At 72.9% G+C, this 16,966-nt stretch carries 13 protein-coding genes; 5 read left to right on the forward strand and 8 right to left on the reverse strand.

Annotation, left to right across the window (positions count from 1 at the left end; genetic code table 11):
- Positions 1 to 72: 72 nt before the first annotated feature.
- Complete coding sequence (locus tag HD593_RS00535) at positions 73 to 2,601, reverse strand: glycoside hydrolase family 9 protein (protein WP_185100174.1); 2,529 nt, start codon at positions 2,599 to 2,601, stop codon at positions 73 to 75.
- 129 nt (positions 2,602 to 2,730) lie between these two features.
- Complete coding sequence (locus HD593_RS63155; protein WP_185100175.1) at positions 2,731 to 5,988, reverse strand: ATP-binding protein; 3,258 nt, start codon at positions 5,986 to 5,988, stop codon at positions 2,731 to 2,733.
- 172 nt (positions 5,989 to 6,160) lie between these two features.
- Here HD593_RS63155 and HD593_RS00545 point away from each other — a divergent pair, with 172 nt between their 5' ends.
- Positions 6,161 to 6,628: a hypothetical protein gene (locus HD593_RS00545; RefSeq protein WP_185100176.1), complete on the forward strand. Its 468-nt coding sequence runs from the start codon at positions 6,161 to 6,163 to the stop codon at positions 6,626 to 6,628.
- Positions 6,629 to 6,695: 67 nt separating this feature from the next.
- Entirely contained in the window at positions 6,696 to 7,883 is a 1,188-nt protein-coding gene (locus tag HD593_RS64180; protein WP_221524553.1) for a PucR family transcriptional regulator, read from the forward strand.
- On the opposite strand, the gene HD593_RS00555 is transcribed toward HD593_RS64180, so the two are convergent.
- The 4 genes from HD593_RS00555 to HD593_RS00570 all read right to left on the reverse strand — a co-directional run bounded on the left by HD593_RS00555 (position 7,867) and on the right by HD593_RS00570 (position 12,147).
- The gene (locus tag HD593_RS00555) at positions 7,867 to 8,718 is read right to left on the reverse strand and encodes an SGNH/GDSL hydrolase family protein (protein WP_185100177.1); all 852 of its coding nucleotides are present in this window, start codon (positions 8,716 to 8,718) and stop codon (positions 7,867 to 7,869) included. The two genes, HD593_RS64180 and HD593_RS00555, sit on opposite strands and share 17 nt — an antisense overlap.
- A gap of 48 nt (positions 8,719 to 8,766) precedes the next feature.
- Positions 8,767 to 9,882, reverse strand: a complete 1,116-nt coding sequence (locus HD593_RS00560; protein ID WP_185100178.1) for an alkaline phosphatase PhoX — start codon at positions 9,880 to 9,882, stop codon at positions 8,767 to 8,769.
- 109 nt (positions 9,883 to 9,991) lie between these two features.
- Positions 9,992 to 10,657 carry a GNAT family N-acetyltransferase gene (locus HD593_RS00565; protein WP_185100179.1) on the reverse strand — a complete coding sequence of 222 codons (666 nt, stop codon included), beginning with the start codon at positions 10,655 to 10,657 and terminating at the stop codon, positions 9,992 to 9,994.
- A gap of 23 nt (positions 10,658 to 10,680) precedes the next feature.
- Positions 10,681 to 12,147 (reverse strand): APC family permease, encoded by a 1,467-nt coding sequence (locus HD593_RS00570; protein ID WP_185100180.1) that lies wholly within the window; start codon positions 12,145 to 12,147, stop codon positions 10,681 to 10,683.
- Positions 12,148 to 12,313: 166 nt separating this feature from the next.
- On the opposite strand from HD593_RS00570, the gene HD593_RS00575 reads away from it, so the two are divergent.
- Entirely contained in the window at positions 12,314 to 13,999 is a 1,686-nt protein-coding gene (locus HD593_RS00575; protein ID WP_185100181.1) for a carbamoyltransferase C-terminal domain-containing protein, read from the forward strand.
- A gap of 76 nt (positions 14,000 to 14,075) precedes the next feature.
- Complete coding sequence (locus HD593_RS00580) at positions 14,076 to 14,879, forward strand: N-acetylmuramoyl-L-alanine amidase (RefSeq protein WP_185100182.1); 804 nt, start codon at positions 14,076 to 14,078, stop codon at positions 14,877 to 14,879.
- Here HD593_RS00580 and HD593_RS00585 read toward each other — a convergent pair.
- Positions 14,860 to 15,498: a TetR/AcrR family transcriptional regulator gene (locus HD593_RS00585; protein WP_185100183.1), complete on the reverse strand. Its 639-nt coding sequence runs from the start codon at positions 15,496 to 15,498 to the stop codon at positions 14,860 to 14,862. The two genes, HD593_RS00580 and HD593_RS00585, sit on opposite strands and share 20 nt — an antisense overlap.
- 103 nt (positions 15,499 to 15,601) lie before the next feature.
- Here HD593_RS00585 and HD593_RS00590 point away from each other — a divergent pair, with 103 nt between their 5' ends.
- Complete coding sequence (locus tag HD593_RS00590; protein WP_185100184.1) at positions 15,602 to 16,702, forward strand: serine hydrolase domain-containing protein; 1,101 nt, start codon at positions 15,602 to 15,604, stop codon at positions 16,700 to 16,702.
- 14 nt (positions 16,703 to 16,716) lie between these two features.
- Here HD593_RS00590 and HD593_RS00595 read toward each other — a convergent pair whose 3' ends face one another.
- Positions 16,717 to 16,902, reverse strand: a complete 186-nt coding sequence (locus HD593_RS00595) for a hypothetical protein (protein WP_185100185.1) — start codon at positions 16,900 to 16,902, stop codon at positions 16,717 to 16,719.
- Between the last annotated feature and the right edge of the window lie 64 nt (positions 16,903 to 16,966).

Genomic DNA, 16,966 nt, shown 5'->3' on the forward strand with positions numbered 1-16,966 from the left:
GACGTATCAGGACCCCGATCGGCTCATTCGGAAATCCCCTGGGCATCCGCGACGCCCAGGGGACTCTCTCCGTTACTTGCAGCGCACGCCGTTGAGGTGGAACACCTCGGGCGCCGGGTTGGGGCCGGAGGCGTTCGTGCCGTTGAACCCGAACGTCACCTTCTGCCCCGGCTTGATCTTTCCGTTCCAGCGCAGGTCCTTCGCCGTAACCACCGAGCCGGACTGCGACAGCGCCGCGCCCCAGGCGTGCCCGGCGCGCTGACCGCTCAGGAACGACCAGCGCAGGCTCCAGCCGTCCACCGGCTCCTTGCCGGTGTTCTCGATCACGACCTGCGCGGTGAACCCGCCGGGCCACGCGCCGTGCGCGGTGTAGCGGACCCGGCAGTCCGCGCGCCCGCCCCTGTCGGACAGGAACGCCGAGACCCAGGCCAGCGGGGAGTTCCAGTTGATGGTCAGCTCGTTCGTGGCCCACGACTCGATGTGGTCGATGTAGCAGAACTGCGGCTTGCAGCCCGTGAGCAGCCGTTGCGCGAGCGGGTCCTGGATGGCGGAGTTCGGGCCGCCGGACAGCGTGCCGACCGGCGGGTTCGGCAGGGCGGGGTCGAGCTGGCGGGCGTACCAGCGGCTGTGCTGGTTCTTCGAGGCCACCTCGCCGTAACCGGTGACGTACGACTGGTTGAGCGCGTTGCGGCCGAGGATGTAGTCCATGCCCTCACGCACGGCCGCGCGGTACTTCTCCCGGCCGGTCAGGTCGTAGGCGGTGGCCATGACGACCATGTTGTTCAGCACCAGGTTGTTGGAGCCCCAGTCGAAGTCCGGCGGGTTGTACGGCAGGCCGTACGGGTGCGCCGTCTGGATCGCCAGGTACTTCTCGGCCCCCTCGACCACCGACTCCCGCACCCGGGCCCGGTCCGGCAGCGCGTTCGGCACGGTCGCCAGCTCCAGGCGGCCGAGCTGGGCGGTGTTGCCCCAGTCGAAGCCGCGCTCGCGCCAGACGTCGCCGGTGTGGTGCGGCGAGGCCAGCACGAAGTCCCTGAACTCCTTCTCGCCTGTCGTGATGAACAGCTCCGCCGCCGCCCAGTAGAACTCGTCGCTCACGTCGCCGTCGCTGTACGCGCCGCCGCCGACGCCGTCGTTCGGGTCGGCGTACTTCTCGGGGTTCGCCCTGGCCGCCGCCCACGCCTTGCGGGCCGCCGCGAGGTTCCTGGCGGCGAACGCGGCGTCGTACGGGGCGTACAGGCGGGCGGCCTGCGCGGCCGTCGCCGCCAGGTTCAGCGTGGCCGCCGTGGACGGCGGGTGCAGCTCGCGGAGCTGCGGGTCCAGGTGCGGCAGCAGGGGCAGGCCGGTCCAGTTCTGGTCGTGGATCTTGTGGTGCGCCATGCCCGCGAACGGCTTGCCGTCCGGCACCTGCATGCTCAGCAGGAACTCCTGCTCCCAGCGGGCCTCGTCCAGGATGTCCGGCCGGCCGTTGCCGCTCTCCGGGATGTCGAGCTGGCCGTCTCCGAACGCGGCCTTGTCGCGCTCGTAGGTGGCCATGAGCTGGTGCACGGAGATGCCGCCGTTGACGACGTACTTGCCGTGGTCGCCGGCGTCGTACCAGCCGCCCTTGACGTTCAGGCTGTAGTCGCAGACGCCCGGCTGGCAGGGCACCTCCACGTCGCCCTGGTTCGGCGCGACGCCGACGTGGCCCGCGGGCCTGCCGTAACCCGGCCTGAGGTCGTCGCGGATCTCGATGCCGCTGCGCTGGGTGTAGTAGAACTTCAGCGCGTCCACCGGGAGCCGGTCGTAGAGGTCGGCCGCGAGGTCGAACGGCCTGCTCGTCTCACCGTCGGCCGTCAGCGTGTAGCCCTCGCCCGCCTTGCGATAGGAGCCGAAGTCGAGCGTGTGCACGTTCTGGCCGGAGCTGGCGTCCACACCCCTGGGGACGGTCTCGCCGCTGGCGACCGTCTCCTTGTCGGCGTTCTTCAGCTCCCACTCCAGCGGCTCGGTCGCCTCGGTGACCAGCGTGGCCTTCTTGGGGCCCGCGGGCAGGTAACCCACCATGTTCACGCGGACGCGCGGGCCGGTGTCCGGCTCGTACTCCTCTGGTTCGGCGCCGCCCTTGAGCGACACGTCGTCCATGCAGAACCTCCAAGGCTCGGCGCTGCCGCCCAACTGGAAGACCACCTGCGCGTTCGGCAGCGACACGGGAGCGGTGAACGTGTAGGAGTAGCTGTTGCCCGAGACGCTCATCTCCGGCGCGGCCGACAGGTACTGCGTCCAGGGGTCCACGGGGAGCTGGATCAGCGCCCTGCCGACCTTGGCCGGGGTCGCGGAGGCGAAGAACCGGTAGGCGTACGTCTCGCCCTCCACCAGGGGGAGGTCGTTCTGGCCGATGATGACGTCCCACGGGTTGGCGGTGCCGCCGGGGATGTCGGCGCAGGCCCGGCCGTCCTGCACGGTGAGGGTGGTGTTGCCGGTGCTCCACCAGGGGGCGGTGCCGGCGTCGAAGGAACCGTTCACGATCTGCTCGGGTCCCTCGTCCTCGGCCTGCGCGGCCGTGGCGGGGAACAGGGCGACCATGGTGGAAAGGGCCAGTAAGGCGGCCCGCAATCGGGTCATGGAGGTCCTTGGGACGGGGGGTTGGGAGCGCTCCCAAAACAGCGCGGAATCCGATCCTCCTTTCCCGCCGCCGCCCCGTCAACGGCTGCGCACAGGGCGGTCCCGAGAATCGTGAAACTTTCATGGCTGTCAGCGCACCAAGTGCCGGATGATCGCCTCGGCCCTGTGCTGGTCGTACGGTGCGGACAGGCGGTTCGCGGCGGCCAGGGCCTGCTCCGCCGCCTTGCGCGCCGGGTTGTGCCTGCCGGCCGCGGTCAGGACGAGGGCGCGGGACCAGCCGATCCTGGCCGCGGCGCCCGGGTTCCTGGTGACGTACCGCGTCAGGTGGGTGTGGAGGAGGCGGGCGGCCGGGACGAGGTCCGGCCGGGGGGCGAGGGACCAGAGGAGGCCGGCGAGGCCGGACCAGCACTCCAGCATGCCGCGGTGGGCGGATGGCAGGCGTCCGGCCAGGGCGAGCACGTCGGTGAGCGCCTGCCGTGCGGTGCCGTCCGCCGTGCCGCGTTCCAGGGTGTGGAGGCGGGCGGTGGCGGTGAGCAGGCGCATGTCCTGGATGGTGCGCATGGCGGGGCCGTCCCTGAGGCCGAGCTGCTTCTCCTGGGAGCGGCGGCGTTCGATCGAGGTGCGGGCCGCCGCCAGGACCTGCTGGAGGTGTTGCGGGGGTGCCGGGTCCAGGCGGAGCATGGCTTCGGCCTGGCCGAGCAGGCACCAGTGGCGGGCGATGTCGTTGCCGCCCAGGCGGCCGGCGGCCTGCTCCGCCGTGGCGGCGAACAGCTCCGCCGCCGTTTCGAACCGGCCCTGCCAGAGTGCCGTCTCGGCGAGCAGGCCCGAGCAGTTCTCGGCCACGCGCGGGGCGAGCGTCCTGGCGCGGCACTCGGCGAACGCGTGGCGGGCCGCTTCGAACGCGCCCGTGTAGAGGTGGTCCAGGCCGCGGGCCAGATGGGTGCGGTGCGCGGCCTCCGCGGCGTGCTCGACGTTCGCGAGGGCGCGGTCGGCGAGCGTGCCGTAGCGGTTGGCCAGGCGGTGGCGGCCGGCGACGCGGGCGATCGTGGCGGCGTTCGCATACGCCTCCGCCCGCAACGCCGCGTCACCCGACGCGTCGGGGTGGGTCGCTTGTGCGGCGTTGCCCGGCTTGTCGGGATCCAGCCGCGGGGTGTCGCCGGCGCGCTCGGCGGCGTTGAGCTGGCGGAGGGAGGCGGCGAGCATCGTCGGCAGGTCCTGCTGGTGGTAGGCGAGGCGGGCCAGCATGGTCAGCGCCTGTGCGGCCTCGCGTCCCTCGGGGGTGGGGCGGGGCGGGAGCAGCCGGTGGACGAGCTGGCGGGCAGCGGCGGCCAGCGTCGCGGCGGCGAGGCCGGGGCGTGACTCGGGGAGCGGCTCGCCCAGGGTCTCCAGTGCGGCCCTGGCCAGGCGGGTGGCCTCGTGTTCCCTGGCGAGCTGGTGCTCGCTGGTTCCGGCCATCCACAGGTGGCGGGCCCGGAGCCGGGGTTCCTCCGCCGTACGGGCGAGGTGGCGGCGCATGACGGCCGCCGACTCCTCGTACAGGCGCAGCCGCAGGCACAACGTCCAGTAGAGCTCCAGGAAGCGGGGCCGTCCCGACGCCGCCCAGGCGGGTCTGAGGTTGTCCAGCTCGGCGCCGAGCACGCGGGTGACCTCGGCGTCCGAGGCGTCCTGGAGGGCGGCGGCGTGCTGTTCGAGCAGGCGGCCGAAGTGATCGGCGTGCCGCCTGCGGGCGGCGCGGCGTTCGCCGGGGGTCAGGTGGGCGGCGGCGTACTGCTGGATGAGGGGGTGGACGGCGTACCGGCCGGAGGGGGTGAGCTGGATCATGCTGTGGTCGACCAGGCGGACGAGGACGTCGGGGCTGGTGCGGGCGACCTCCAGGGCGGCGTCCAGCGTGCAGCCGCCGCCGAACACCGACAGCGCCGCCAGCGCCCGCCGGCCCGCCTCGTCCAGCAGGCGCCAGGAGGTCTCGAAGACGGTGCGCATGCAGGCGTGCCGCGAGCGGGCGGCGGGGCCGGGCACCGCCAGCAGGCCGAGGTCCGCGTCCAGGTGCCTGGCCAGGTCGGCGCAGGGGACGGCGCGCAGCAGGCCGGCCGCCAGCTCGATGGCCAGCGGGAGGCCGCCGGTGGCCGCGCAGATGGCGGCGACCAGGGAGGCCTCGCGGTCGGGGTCGAATCCTGGGCACGCCACGGCCGCCCTGGCCGCGAACAGCGCTTCGGCGGCCGGTGCGCTCAGCCCTTCGACGTTGATCGTCACCTGGCCGGGCAGGTCGGGGCGCCGCCTGCTCGTCGCCAGGACGCGCAGTGCCGGCGCGGCGCGGAGCAGCTCGCCGATGACCTGGTCGAGGGCGGGGAGGTGTTCGAGGTTGTCCAGGACGAGGAGGAGCGGGCGCCGGCGCGCGGACAGGGCCGACAGGAGGAGGTCGAGGGCGGGGCGCGGTGGTGAGAGGTCCACGTCCAGGCGGCGGGCCAGCGTGGTGACGGCCGCCTCGGGCCGCACCCCGGCGAACGACACGAACGCCGTCTCGGCGGGGGCCGAGGTCACGGCGGCGGCCATGGCCAGGCGGGTCTTGCCGATGCCGCCCGGCCCCACCAGGGTGACCAGGCGTTCGCGGGCCAGCAGGGCACGCAGGCGCCCGACGTCGGCGTCCCTGCCGATCAGGTGCGTGGCGGGGACGGGCACGGGAGCGCGGCGGGCGGGGGCGGCGCAGGGGGCGAGCCGCTGCCTGACCGCGCGGGTCTCGGGCGCGGGCTCGACGCCCAGCTCGGCGGTCAGCCGCCGCCGCAGCTCGTCGTAGCAGGCCAGCGCCCCGGCCCGGTTGCCCGCCCGGGCGAGCGCCGTCATGAGCAGCCGGTGCGCCTCCTCGTCGTACGGGTCGAGCCCCGCCACGAGGTGCGCCAGCCGTACGACCTGCTCGGCCGGCTCGTCCTTTCCGGCCGCCAGCAGCACCTCGCGCAGCAGCAGCCGCACGCCCCTGCGCTCGCACTCCAGCCACTCGGCGAACGCGGGAGCGTCGCAGAAGGAGATCCCGGCCATGAAGTCCCCGCGCCACAGCCGCAGCGCCTCGGCCACGGTCGGCGCCTGGGCCAGGTGGCGGCGGTCCACGAAGCAGCCGTCGGCCGCGCGCAGGCGTACGTGCTCCCGGGTGACGTCCAGCCAGCCGCCGACCTCCTTGCGCAGCTCGGACAGCGCCAGGCGCAGGCTGCCCCTGGCGTTGGCGTCCGGACGCTCGCCCCACAGCAGCGTGGCCAGCTCGGCGCGCGGCCGGGGCACGGCCGTGGTGGCGAGGTAGCAGAGCAGGGCGCGCGCCTTGGCCGAGCGCACGCCCACGGGCGCACCCCCGACGGACAGCTCCGGCGAGCCGAGCAGGAGCACGGTCAGCGACTCCCTCATAGCGCGAGAGGGTAAGCGCGGACCCGGGGAGCCGACTGTGCGAAAAGTTACATTCGGCCTGTGCTCTCCATGACTTCACCAGGGCGTTAACGATGCGCTCACGGTGCCGCCCGCACATTGATGCCGCGTTCCGCGACAGTCGCGGAGCGTTCGGACATCAAGGAGAACGAGCATGCGCATCCCTCAACTGATCGCCGCTCTCGCCCTCGCGGCGGGCGCGGTCGCGCCGGCGGTGGCCGCCGCCCCGGCGTACGCCATGGCGTCCTCGTGCGTCGTGACGCTGTACGACATCGAGCTGAGCAACCCCCGGGAGAAGGACGGCACCGACGAGCTCCGCTTCAAGGTCGACGGGAACTGGTATCCCCACAACGGCCACGTCACGATGAGCGGCACGAACTGGGACCGCAACCCGGAGCACTTCGACGACCCGTCAATGATCATCCGGAACACCGAGAACAAGTCCTTCGAGCTGCGTGAGATGGACCCGCCGATCGAGACCGGGGGGCAGAGCCTCGGGAACGCGTGGGCGCACGGCCACGTGTGCGACGACCTCAGCGCGGGCGAGACCATCGAGGAGAGGAGCACCCTGTCGTCCGACAAGCACGACTACACGGTCTGGCTCAGGCTGACCGGCCAGTAGAGCCGGAGGCCCCGCCACCCCCCGGCGGGGCCTTCACCGATTCGCGGGGATCTGACAGGGTTCGAGCGTGGTTCTCACGCTGGCCGGGTGCCCGATGCACGAGCTGCTCGACCGCCAGACCGCCAAGCTGGCCAGGCGGCTCGTACGGTGCTTCGCCGAGCAGCTCCCCGTCTACCGGCGGCTGCCGAAGGAGGAGCTCGACGGCGACATCACGGCCATCACCGAGCACAACCTGCGCCTGATCTCCCGCGCCTTCCGCGAGGGCCGCCCGCCCACCAGGGCGGACCTGCTGCCGTTGCGGGAGTCGGCGGCCCGCCGCGCCCAGGAGGGCGTGCCGCTCGAAGCGCTGCTCGCGGCCTACCACCTGGGGGCGCGGCTGGTGTGCGAGCGGCTGTTCGCGCGGGCCGGGCCGGACGACCTGGCCGACGTGCTGGAGGCCGGCCGGATCGTGCTGCTCTACATGGAGGCCGCCACGCTGGCCGTCTGCTCGGCGTACCTGGAGGAGCGCGAGAGCCTGCTCAGCCAGGAGCAGCACGCCATGCACGCCACCGTCGCCGCGCTGCTCGGCGGCGACCGCGCGGCCCTGGCGGGGGTGCGGCTGCCGCCGCGCTACCTGGTGCTGGCCGTCGCGGCGGGGCGGCATCCCGACGAGGACGGGCCGGGCGCGCCCGTGGCCGGGCGGCGCAAGCTGCACCGGCTCAGGACGGCGCTCCAGCGGTTCGCGGCCGAGCCGGTGCTGCCCGCGCTCGACACGGCCGGCGGGCTGGTGCTGGTGCCGCTCCAGGGGGAGGAACCCGGGCTCGCCGAGCTGGCGGAGGCGGCGGCCAGGTCGGCGGGCGTGCCCGTGTGGCTGGCCGCCGAGTGCGCGCCGCCGCAGGACGTGCCCGCGGCGGCGCGGCTGGTGGAGGAGGTGCTGGAGGTGGTGCGGGTCTTCGAGCAGCCGCCGGGCGGCTACCGCCTGGCCGACGTGCTGCTCGAATACCAGCTCACCCGGTCGAGCCAGGCCACGGCGCTGCTGGCGGGCCTGCTCGACCCGCTGCTCGACAACCCCGACCTGCTCAGGACGCTGACGGCGTACCTGGACACCGGCCTGGACCGGCGGCGCACCGCCGAGCTGCTGCACGTGCACCCGAACACCGTCGACTACCGCCTGCGCAGGGTCGTCGTCCTGACCGGGCTGGACCCGATGGACCCTGCCCACCTCCAGCGGATCGGGGCCGCGCTGGCGGCCCGCCGCCTCACACCACGCCAGTGACGGCGGCCGTCACCGCGGTCGCGAAGCCGCGCATGCCCGCAGCGTTCGGGTGGAACGGCGCGGCCGGCGAGGCGGGCACGTACGGCTCGATCCACCGCGTGCCGGCCGAGGCGCACGGGTCGTGGCCGACGCTCGGCGTCTGCAGGTCGATGAAGCCCACCCCGGCCGCGGCGGCCTGCTCGGCCAGCATCTGGTTGAAGTACAGCAGCGTGGCCCTGATGTAGTTCGCGTCCGACCTGATGATCGGGACGCGCGGGTAGCAGCCGTCGGGCCGCGCGTACGTGCCGTAGCCCACCACGAAGATCCTGGCCTGCGGGGCGCGGGCGCGGATGTCGGAGACCATGGTGGTCAGGCGGGGGCGCAGCGCGTCGGTGTCGACCCGCCACTTGTCCTGGCCGCCCACGTTGTAGTCGTCGTTGCAGGCGTCGCCGATCGGCGGGGGCAGCAGGTTCAGGCAGTCCTCGATGAAGTCGGTCAGGCCGACGTCGTTGGCGCCGATCTGCACCGTGACCAGCGTGGTGTCCTGGCTGAGCGCGTCGAGCTGGGGCGGCACGTCGCCGAGCTCGGTGTTCTGCGGCTGGTACAGGTCCTCTGTCTGGGCGCCCGAGCAGGTCACGTCGCGGAACCTGGCCGCGCCGATCGCCTGGGCCGTCAGGCGCGGGTAGTTGCGGTCGGAGCGCAGGCAGCCGAGGTGGATCTGGTTGGGCACCAGCGGTCCCGCGGCGGCCGAGTCGCCCAGGGCCACGTACACCTCGGCCTGCGCGGCGTGCGCGGGCGGGGCGAGGGTGAGGGCGAGCCAGACGGCGGTGAGGAGGAGGAGCGTGCGTCGGACCATGGTGGACTCCTTCCGGCAGGGGTGGGGGGTGGGGAATCCGGTGGCCGGTCAGCGGCGGAAGGGGCCGGTCACCTCGTAGGTGATGCCTCCGGTGCCCGCGGACTCGCCGCTGGTGCCGCGCTGCGAGGAGAAGTAGAGCCGGGTCCCGTCGGGCGAGAACGCGGGCCCGGTGATCTCCGACCGCGCCTGGCCGTCGAGGCGCATGATCGGGGCCACCACGCCGTCGGGCGTGATGATGTTGATCTCCATGTTGCCGCCGTCCTCGGCCACGTAGAGATCGCCTTTCAGCCCGGTCACGTTGTCCACGCCGTCGAGCGTGCCGGTGCCGTCGTAGATGGCGGTGACGGTCTGGCGGGCGGTGTCGTACGCCCACACCTTGCGGTCGCCCTTGGCGGTGAAGTAGCAGACGCCGGCGGAGTAGTGGCAGCCCTCGCCGCCGTTGAAGTGCCTGGCCTCTGGCACCTGGTGCCTGGTCTGGCGCTCCAGCACGGCGGGCGAGGGGTCGGGGACCTCGCGCCACACCGTGCCGTCGCCGCACAGCACCTCCAGCCGCCCGCTGGACAGATCACCCCAGGTCGTGGGGGTGAACCGGTAGAAGCAGCCGTCGCTCTCGTCCTCGGTCAGGTAGACGACCCGGCGGTCGGGGTCGCAGGCGGCGGCCTCGTGCTTGAAGCGGCCCATGGCGGGGCGGGGCTGGGCGGAGCGGGTGCCGTACGGGTCGGTCTCGTAGACCCGGCCGCGGAAGATCTCCTCGCACGACAGCCAGGTGTTCCAGGGGGTGGCGCCGCCCGCGCAGTTGAGGTTCGTGCCGCTGAGGATGCGGTACGCGCGCTCGATCGACCCGTCCGCCCTGAACCTGATCGCCGAGGCGCCGCCGATCAGCGGCACCTCGGAGTTGGACACGTAGATCCAGCCGGTGCCGTCGGCGAAGCAGGCGCCGCCGTCGGGCGCGGGGTGCCAGAGCGTGCCGCCGACGCTCCGGCCGGACCTGGCCACGATGCGGCCGGTGAAGCCGGCGGGTAACGCCATGCCGTTGGCGTCGGGCGCGCCGAGCGGCCCGTACGGGCTCTCCCCGGCGGACACCGACGCCACGGCCTCGTGCCACACCGCCCCCGAGAACGCCACCGACACGGGCACGGCTGTCAGGAAGGTACGGCGGCGCATGAGGGCTCTCCCGTGGTCGCGGTTGGATTCGCAGACACACGATGAGCCATGCTCGTCATTCTGTGAACTGGACAGGACAGTAAATGTCAGCGGTCAAATCTGTGACGCCTCACAAATCGCCGCCCGGCCGCCACATGGGCCAGAACAGCGCGCCGTCCGGCAGCGCGAACGGCTGCCGCGCCTGGTAGCCGTGCCGCGCGTAGAGGTCGCGGTTGCGCGGGTCGCTGGCCTCCAGGTACGCGGGCAGCCCGCCCAGCCGGTCGTGCTGGTAACGCAGCAGGGCCGTGCCGAGCCCCTCGTTCTGCCGGTCGGGGTGCACCGCCAGGAACGCCAGGTGGTGGTGCGGCGCCGCCGGATGGTTCCGCTCGAAGAGTTCGTCCAGGGTGCGGAACCGCTCCACCCACGCGCCCGTGGCCTCGGCCAGCCTGCGGTCGTAGTCGTGCGGTGCGGGCAGCGGCGAGGTGTACGGGAACCACACCGCCACCGCGGGGCCGTCGTCGATGAGGTGGATCTCGCCGTGCTCGACGGCGTGCTCGACGAAGATCCGGAAGTTGGCGGCGATGATCCGGTGCCGCTCCCTGCGATCGGGCACCAGGTACGCCATGGGCCGCAGCCCGGAGAACGCGGTCGCGATCAATTCGGCGACCCGCTGCGCGTCCTCGGCCGTGGCCAGCCGGACGGCGGGCCGTAACGCGAACGCCGACCCGCTCTCGCGGTGGATCACCGGCCAGGGCCCGAACGCCTCTGCCTGCCCTGTTCGGAACGTCTCTGCCATCGGCCCAGGTCTCCTCTCGTCGATCATGCGCCGTCGGGGACGGCGGCCGCTCCGGCGCCCGTCCCCACCGCAGCGTAAACGGCGGGTCGCCCGGCACGCAGCACGAAGGCCCACACCACCCCGAGCACCGCGGCGACCCCGTAGACGGCCGGCAGCACCCAGGCCAGGGCGTCGCCCTCCGGCACGCCCAGCAGCGCCCAGAAGTTGTCCAGCGCGAGCCACACCATCACGGCCAGCGCGATCGCGGCGGGCACGGGCGCGATCACCCGACGGCCGAGCGTCTCGCCGCTCGGCTGCCTGGCGAAGAAGGCGATGACCGCGATGGACGTCACGAAGATCAGCAGCAGCACGCCGAGCCCGCCGAACGCGCCGCCGTAGAAGAAGAGCTGCACGAGCGGGTCGAGGCCGAGGAGCGCGTACAGCAGGATCGTGGCCAGGCCGAGCACGCTCTGCGCGATCGAGCCCGCCTGGGGCGCCCCGGTGCGGGCCCGCGTCCGGCCGAAGACGGCGGGCAGCACCCGCTCGCGGCCGAGCGCGAAGAAGTAGCGGGAGGTGGTGTTGTGGAAGGAGATCATCGCGGCGAGCACGCTGGTGGCGAAGAGCACCCTGGCGATGGCCACCACGACCGGGCCCAGGTGGGCCTCGGCCAGCACGAAGATGGTGTCCGCCTGGTCCCGCCGCGCGGTGGCCACGATCTCGCCGGGCCCGACGGCGACCGTCATGGCCCACGACGACAGCGCGTACACCAGGGCGATGATCGCCACGGACGCGTACGTGGCGATCGGCACCGTACGCCGCGGCTCCCGGCTCTCCTCCGAGAACACCACGGACGACTCGAACCCGACGAACCCGAGCGTCGCCAGCACCAGCAGGGCCCCCACGCCGGGCACGAACAGCGCGGCCGGTGACAGCGTCTCCACCGAGTAGCCGGTGACCGCCGGGTTGACCAGGTCGGCCAGGTCGAACAGCAGGATGACCGCCACCTCCGCGGTCAGCAGCACGGCCAGCAGGCGGCCGTTGACGTCCACGCGCAGCACGCCGAGCGCCGCGACCAGCGCCCAGGCGACCAGCGAGACGACCCACCAGGCGGGCGTGACGCCCAGCCACGCTTCGAGCAGCGGCGCGCTCGCCACGCCGAACGCGCCGTAGAGCGCCACCTGCAGCGTGTTGTACGCGATGAGCGCCACCCAGGCCGCCGCGATGCCCGCGGGACGGCCGAGGCCCCGGGTGACGTAGGTGTAGAACGCGCCGGCGTTGGCCAGGTGCCGGGCCATCGCCACGTACCCGACCGCGAAGACCGCGAGCACGGCCCCCACGACCAGGAAGGCGATCGGCAGCCCGGTGATCCCGGTGACGGCGTAGCCGGTGGTGATCACCCCGGCGACCACGGTGAGCGGCGCGGCGGCCGACAGGACGAAGTAGACGACCGTGGGCGCGCCGAGCCGGTCGGCGGCCAGCGCGTCGGGGGCGGGGGAGGTGGTACGCGTCATGCTGCCTTCCCAGGGGGTGCGGAGGAGGACGAACGCACGTCCGTATGGTGTGCCGATCTCCGGTCGAGGACAAGGCTCTGCTGACGTGTCCCTTACGCGGTTGGGAGATCCACTTGTTCCTCGCTGGGGTATCGGTGCCCGTGATTTCGATCAGGAGGCACTGCAGATGGCGGACTTTCCCATCGTTGTCGGTATAAATCGCACCCAGGATGGCTCTCTTGCCGTCGCGGTGGGCGAGTCGGGCATGTACAGCCTGCAGAAGGAGCGCGTCAGCCGGCGCGAGCACCACTGGGGGCGCCTCGGCGACCTGCCCGACCGCTACCTGCCCGCCATGCCGCTGCTGAAGGAGCCGGTGGACCTGGTCGTGGAGGGCTACTCGTCGGACACCGAGATCGAGCACGCGCCCGCGTACCAGCAGGAGGTGCGCGAGACGCTCGGCCTCAGGGACGGGGCCGAGATCGTGCTGGTCTCGCACCACCTCTCCCACCTCTACGGCGCCTTCTACCCCTCGCCGTTCGAGGAGGCGGCGGGGCTGGTGATCGACACGCGGGGCAGCCACGTCAGGGACTTCACCGAGGAGGTCCCGCTGCCGCCGGGCACCGGTGGCGACCTGGTGGAGGTGGCCTCGTTCTACCGGTGCGCGCGCGGGCGCGTGGAGTGCCTGGCCAAGCAGCTCTGGGACGGCGACTGGGCCAGGCCCGCCGGGCTCGGCTGCTTCAACGCGCTGCTGGCCAGGGCGCTGTGGCCGGAAGGCGAGGGCGATGAGGGCAAGGTGACGGCGCTGGCCCCGTTCGGCGACCCGGACGCGCTCGGCCTGCCCGATCTCGACGTGCGCGGCCACGAGGTGCACCTCCCGCCCGCCTGGCTGGAGGTGTTCGGCCGCCGCGACGCCTTCCGCTACGAGCCGGGCGGCGAGGAGTTCCGCCGCGCCGCGAACCTGGCCGCCGCCGGCCAGCGCGCCTTCGAGCGGGCGCTGGACCGGGTGGCCGCCTGGCTGCACGCCGAGACGGGCCTGGACGCGCTGGCCTTCGCCGGCGGCGCCGCGCTCAACAGCTCGGCCAACGGCCGGCTCATCCGCGAGTCGCCGTTCCGCGAGGTGTTCATCCCGCCCGCCCCGCACGCGGCCGGCACAGCCGTGGGCTGCGCCCTGTACGGGCTCATCGCCTGCCTCGGCGTGGACAGCCGCTTCCGCTGGACGGACGACTTCCTCGGCCCCGACCCCGACGAGAGCGAGATCGAGGCGGCCGTGCGCGCCCTGCCCGCCGGCCTGTACGCCGAGCAGCCGCCGGACCTGGCGGGCACGCTCGTCACGCTGCTGGAGAGCGGCCGCGTGGTCGGGCTGCACCAGGGCCGCAGCGAGTCAGGCCCGCGCGCGCTGGGCAACCGCAGCATCCTCGGCGACCCGCGAGGCCCCGACATGCAGGATTACCTCAACTTCGAGGTGAAGGGCCGCGAGTGGTTCCACCCGACGGCACCGGTGGTCCTGGCCGAGCACGCCGCGCAGATCTTCGAGCTGGACCGGCCGGCCCCGTTCGGGCACTACGCCGTCGCGGTCCGCCCCGAGCACCGCGACGGGCTGCCCGCGATCACGCACGTGGACGGCACGGCCACGCCGCAGACGGTCACCCGGGAGAGCGCCCCGTTCCTGCACGCCCTGCTCACCAGGTGGCACGAGCGGACGGGCACGCCCGTCCTGGTCAACGCCTCGCTGAGCGGGCCCGGCGAGCCGCCGGCGGAGACGCCGGAGCACGCCGTCGACACGCTGCTCGGGACCGGCCTGCACGCGCTGGCGATGCCGCCGTACCTGATCCGCAAGCGGGTGGAGCCGCCCCTGCCGGGAGAGCTCGCCTAACCCCTTGCTACGACACGAAGTCGCAGGTCAGTGCGGGTCTTGGGTTTCCAGGCCGGTGCCCGGTACGGTCGGTGACATGCGTGCCTACCGAGCCGGACCCGTGGCACTGGCCATGCTCGCCGCGCTGTCCGCCGGCTGCGGCGGCGGCACCGTGCCCGCAGCCCAGGAGGCGGCGCTGCCCGCCTCCCCCGCCCCGACGGCGAGCCCGGCCGGGACCGCGCGCCCGCTCGCGGGCAAGACCGTCGTGCTCGACCCCGGGCACAACGGCGGCAACGCCTCGCACCCCGAGGAGATCAACCGCCAGGTCGACATCATCACCGGCCGCAAGGCGTGCAACACCACCGGCACCGAGACCAACGACGGCTTCCCCGAGCACGCCTTCACCTGGGACGTCGCCGGCCAGATGAAGCCGATCCTGGAACGCATGGGCGCCAAGGTGGTGCTCACCCGGCCCAACGACAGGGGCGTGGGCCCGTGCGTCACCGAGCGGGCCGCGATCGGCAACGAGGCCAGGGCGGACGCGGTGCTGTCCATCCACGGCGACGGGGCCGCGCCGGACGGGCACGGGTTCCACGTGATCATGCCGGGGCTGCTGCGCGGGCACAACGACGACGTGGTGAAGCCGTCGGCCAGGCTCGGCAGGGCCGTCCGCGACGCCTACCGCGAGGGCACCGGCATGCCGTACGCGAACTACACCGCGAAGAACGGCCTGCAGACCCGCACCGACCTGGGCGGGCTCAACCTGTCGAAGCGGCCGGCGGTGTTCATCGAGTGCGGCAACATGCGCAACGAGCGCGACGCCGCCAAGATGTCCGACGCCGCCTTCCGCAAGCGCATGGCCGCCGCGCTCGCCGACGGGATCAGGCGGTTCCTGAGCTAGCGTAGGCCCGCAGGAACGCGGCCACCCCCGCCTCCGCCAGGCGTTCGAGCTCGGCGTCCGTGTAGTGGTCGCCGGCGCCCTCGAACATCACCTTGTTCACCGGGATCCACAGCAGCAGGCCGACGAAGTGCTCGGCGGCCAGGGCCGGGTCGTCCGTACGCAGCAGGCCGCGCTCGGTGAGCCGCTCGAACGCCGTGGACATGGTCTTGAGCGAGCGCTCGAAGCCCTGGGCGTACCAGGTGCGGCCGAGGTCGGGGAAGCGGTCGGCCTCGGCGATCACCAGCCGGCGCAGCCGCAGGATGTCGGGGCGCATGATGCGGGCGAGGAACTGGCGGGCCAGCTCGCCGAGGTCCTTCTCCAGGTCGTCGCTGTCCTCCAGCGCCGAGATGATCATCTTGGCCAGCCCCTCCACCTGGCCGGTGGTGTCCATGATGATGCTGGTGAAGAGCTGTTCCTTGTCGGTGAAGTGCTTGTAGACGGTCTGCTTCGACACGGAGGCCAGTGAGGCGACCTCGTCCATGCTGGTGCCCACGTAGCCGTTGCGCAGGAACACCGGGAGCGCCGCCTCCATGATCTGCCTGCGCTTGCGTGCCGTCCGGCCGTCCTCTTCCGCTGCCATGACCGCCCTCTCGTTCGCTTGCCTCAGAACAGTACTAGACAGTTCCGTACTGATGTGAGTACTGTACCGTCTAGTTCCAGAGACGGACAAGGACGGACACGCCATGAGTGATCTTCAGAAGCAGGTGCAGGAAGCCGCCGACAGGCTCGTCGAGTCGGGCGCGGAACGCGGGCTCCAGGTCGCCGTCTACCAGGACGGCGTCCAGATCGTGGACGTGGTGGCGGGCGTCGCCGACCCGGAGACCGGCCGCCCCGTCACGGCCGGTACGCCCTTCTACAACTTCTCCATCGGCAAGGGCGCCACCTCGGCCGTGGCCCACGTGCTCGCCGAGCGCGGGCTGTTCGGCTACGACACGCCGGTCGCCGAGCTGTGGCCGGAGTTCGCCCGGCACGGCAAGGAACGCGTCACCGTACGGCACGTGCTCTCGCACACGGCGGGCGTGCCCGGCGTCCCGCTCGACACCACGCCCGAGGACGCCTGCGACTGGGGCAAGATGGTCGCCGCGCTGGAGGACGCGGAGCTGTGGTGGGAGCCGGGCACCAAGATGGGCTACCACGCCTACACGTTCGGATACCTCGTCGGCGAGATCGTCCGGCGGGTGACCGGCAAGCCCATCTCGCAGGTGCTGCGGGAGGACGTGGCGGGGCCGCTGGGGGTGGCCGACGAGCTGTACTTCGGGATGCCGGAGCAGGAGCACGCGCGGCTGGCCCGGCTGGAGGACGCGCCCATGGACATGTCCGCATGGGGCGAGATGCCGGAGGACCTGCCGATGCTCAAGGCCGGGCCGATGACGCTGATGCCGAACGCCGCGCTGGGCAACCGGCCCGACTACCTGTCGGCCGACATCCCCGCCGGCGGCAAGACCTCGGCCAGGGCCATCGCGCGGATGTACGCGGCGCTGCTCGGCGAGGTGGACGGCGTGCGGCTGATCACGCCGGAACGGCTGCGCGAGGTGACGGCCGTGGCGGCGAGCGGCGCCGACGAGGTCTTCGGCATGCCGTCGGCGTGGGGGCTCGGCTTCAACATCGGGCGGCCCGGCTCGACGCCGGAGCAGACCCCGACCGTGTTCGGCGTGGGGGGTGCGGGCGGCAGCACCGCCTGGGCCGACACGGCGACGGGCACCACGTTCGCGCTGACCAAGAACCGGCTCACCAACGACTTCGCGGCGGCCGAGCTGATCAGCGGGATCGTCACCTCCCGCTGAGCCGGGCCAGAGGGTCAGCCGTCGCGGCAGAGCGGCGCGCCTCCGACCACGCACGCGATGTCGTCGAGCTCACAGCTCAGCAGGGTGCCGTCCATGCCGAGCACGAGCACCAGGTCGCGCCGGTACGGATGGGCCAGCATGACCCGGCCGACGACGCCGTTATCCAAGATCACGGTAGGGCGGCCTGCCGCGTTGTCCATGCCCTCGTGACTCCTCTCAAGGTCCGCGACGAGCCCCGCGCCGGACCCGTCCCCACCAGGATGC

Source organism: Nonomuraea rubra (genome assembly GCF_014207985.1).
Lineage (GTDB): Bacteria > Actinomycetota > Actinomycetes > Streptosporangiales > Streptosporangiaceae > Nonomuraea > Nonomuraea rubra.

Bases quoted from the DNA above. Each gene is read 5' to 3' on its own strand.
- HD593_RS00535 (WP_185100174.1), bottom strand. From the start codon at position 2,601: ATGACCCGATTGCGGGCCGCCTTACTGGCCCTTTCCACCATGGTCGCC.
- HD593_RS63155 (WP_185100175.1), bottom strand. From the start codon at position 5,988: ATGAGGGAGTCGCTGACCGTGCTCCTGCTCGGCTCGCCGGAGCTGTCC.
- HD593_RS00545 (WP_185100176.1), top strand. From the start codon at position 6,161: ATGCGCATCCCTCAACTGATCGCCGCTCTCGCCCTCGCGGCGGGCGCG.
- HD593_RS00555 (WP_185100177.1), bottom strand. From the start codon at position 8,718: ATGGTCCGACGCACGCTCCTCCTCCTCACCGCCGTCTGGCTCGCCCTC.
- HD593_RS00560 (WP_185100178.1), bottom strand. From the start codon at position 9,882: ATGCGCCGCCGTACCTTCCTGACAGCCGTGCCCGTGTCGGTGGCGTTC.
- HD593_RS00565 (WP_185100179.1), bottom strand. From the start codon at position 10,657: ATGGCAGAGACGTTCCGAACAGGGCAGGCAGAGGCGTTCGGGCCCTGG.
- HD593_RS00570 (WP_185100180.1), bottom strand. From the start codon at position 12,147: ATGACGCGTACCACCTCCCCCGCCCCCGACGCGCTGGCCGCCGACCGG.
- HD593_RS00575 (WP_185100181.1), top strand. From the start codon at position 12,314: ATGGCGGACTTTCCCATCGTTGTCGGTATAAATCGCACCCAGGATGGC.
- HD593_RS00580 (WP_185100182.1), top strand. From the start codon at position 14,076: ATGCGTGCCTACCGAGCCGGACCCGTGGCACTGGCCATGCTCGCCGCG.
- HD593_RS00585 (WP_185100183.1), bottom strand. From the start codon at position 15,498: ATGGCAGCGGAAGAGGACGGCCGGACGGCACGCAAGCGCAGGCAGATC.
- HD593_RS00590 (WP_185100184.1), top strand. From the start codon at position 15,602: ATGAGTGATCTTCAGAAGCAGGTGCAGGAAGCCGCCGACAGGCTCGTC.
- HD593_RS00595 (WP_185100185.1), bottom strand. From the start codon at position 16,902: ATGGACAACGCGGCAGGCCGCCCTACCGTGATCTTGGATAACGGCGTC.